The sequence below is a fragment of the Bradyrhizobium sp. genome, assembly GCF_030697065.1.
GTDB lineage: Bacteria > Pseudomonadota > Alphaproteobacteria > Rhizobiales > Xanthobacteraceae > Bradyrhizobium.
Genome location: NZ_JAUYQU010000174.1, coordinates 1 through 1,271, shown reverse-complemented (window position 1 = coordinate 1,271; position 1,271 = coordinate 1). Strand labels below are relative to the sequence as shown.

The 1,271-nt window shown below is 58.3% G+C and carries 3 protein-coding genes; all 3 read right to left on the bottom strand.

From position 1 onward, the window contains the following. Window positions 1–275: Hpt domain-containing protein (locus tag Q8R73_RS13740; protein ID WP_305720093.1), on the bottom strand; the 275-nt coding region annotated here is incomplete at its 3' end. 360 nt (window positions 276–635) lie between these two features. Then, window positions 636–1,016, bottom strand: a complete 381-nt coding sequence (gene flbT, locus Q8R73_RS13735) for a flagellar biosynthesis repressor FlbT (protein WP_305720092.1) — start codon at window positions 1,014–1,016, stop codon at window positions 636–638. 90 nt (window positions 1,017–1,106) lie between these two features. After that, window positions 1,107–1,271: flagellin (locus Q8R73_RS13730; protein ID WP_305720094.1), on the bottom strand; the 165-nt coding region annotated here is incomplete at its 5' end.

Genomic DNA, 1,271 nt, shown 5'->3' with positions numbered 1-1,271 from the left:
CGATCGATGCTGGCAAGGATGAGCGAGACCGCTTCCGAAGTGACCGGCATTCCGTCGCGGAACTTGCCCATCAGCGTCTCGCCGGCATGGGCCAGCGCTTCGAGACGCGGCAGGCCGAGGAAGCCGCAGGTGCCCTTGATGGTGTGAACCAGCCGGAAGATGTTATCGAGAATCTTGGCGTTGTTCGGATCCTGCTCGAACCGCACCAGTTGATTGTCGACCGTATCCAGGCTCTCGTTGGTCTCGGTCAAGAATTCCCGCAAAAGATCGTCCATCAAAATACGCCTTCCAAGAAGTTGTGTTGGGGTTTTCCATCCACCGCTATTCGCATCAGACCTACGGCCCGGGAGGACCGGCTTGTTTTCGACGGACGAAGCAAACTAAAAAGCTTCTTCACACAACGATAACCTCGACGGTTTCACGACCACGTTAATTTTGCGCTCCGTGCAAATACGGAGGCGGACAAACGGTCGGCCGCGGGGATCGAGCGGGGAAAATTTGTCTTCGCGGCGCATCGGCGATTTCTGGCAAGTCGGGAAGCATAAGGAAATGCACGTTATGCGTGCACTCCAGTCAAAACGACTACGGGACGTCGCAACGTCCCTCGATGCCCACAAAACCAGGCTTGAGCCGCCTCAGGCAGCGACCTGCTCTTCTTCACGCTTCATCAGCTTCCTGATTTCCTTGAGCGCCTTGTAGAGAGCACCGCTCGTGACATGGGCGTTTGCGGCGTCGATCTGTTCGCGCGAGCCCGGAAGGGTCTCCCGCAGATCCTTCAGCAAGCCGAGATAGGAAGTCCGGTAGCGCGGAATGTCGTTTTTCAGATACATCATCTGAATGCAGAAATAGAGCCGCTTGACCGGCGTGTTGGCGGTCTCCGCGGTCACGGTGTCCTTCTCGCGAAGGATGGGCGCTTCGCCGTCGATCAGGAAGGAAGTGCGGATACCGGAATTGATGATGACGGTTTCGCCGATGACGATACGTTCAAACGGCTTCAACTCGACTCTTAGCGGCATGACTGTTTCCTTTCAGGATACGGTGACGGCTACCGGGTGGTCGCGGCGGGGTTTCCCCCGCCGCCTTGATCGTTGGCTTCGAAGCCGGACTTAGCGGAGCAGCTGCAAGACGCTCTGCTGCGACTGGTTGGCGAGTGACAGCGCGGACACCGCGATCGACTGGCGGGTCGACAGCGCCTGGCTGTTGGCCGCTTCCTCGTTGGTGTCGGCCAGCGTCAGGTTGGACGAGCCGGTCTGCAGCACGTTGATCAGGTT

Excerpts from the sequence above, each read along its gene's own strand:
- flbT (WP_305720092.1), bottom strand. The coding sequence starts at position 1,016 with ATGCCGCTAAGAGTCGAGTTGAAGCCGTTTGAACGTATCGTCATCGGC.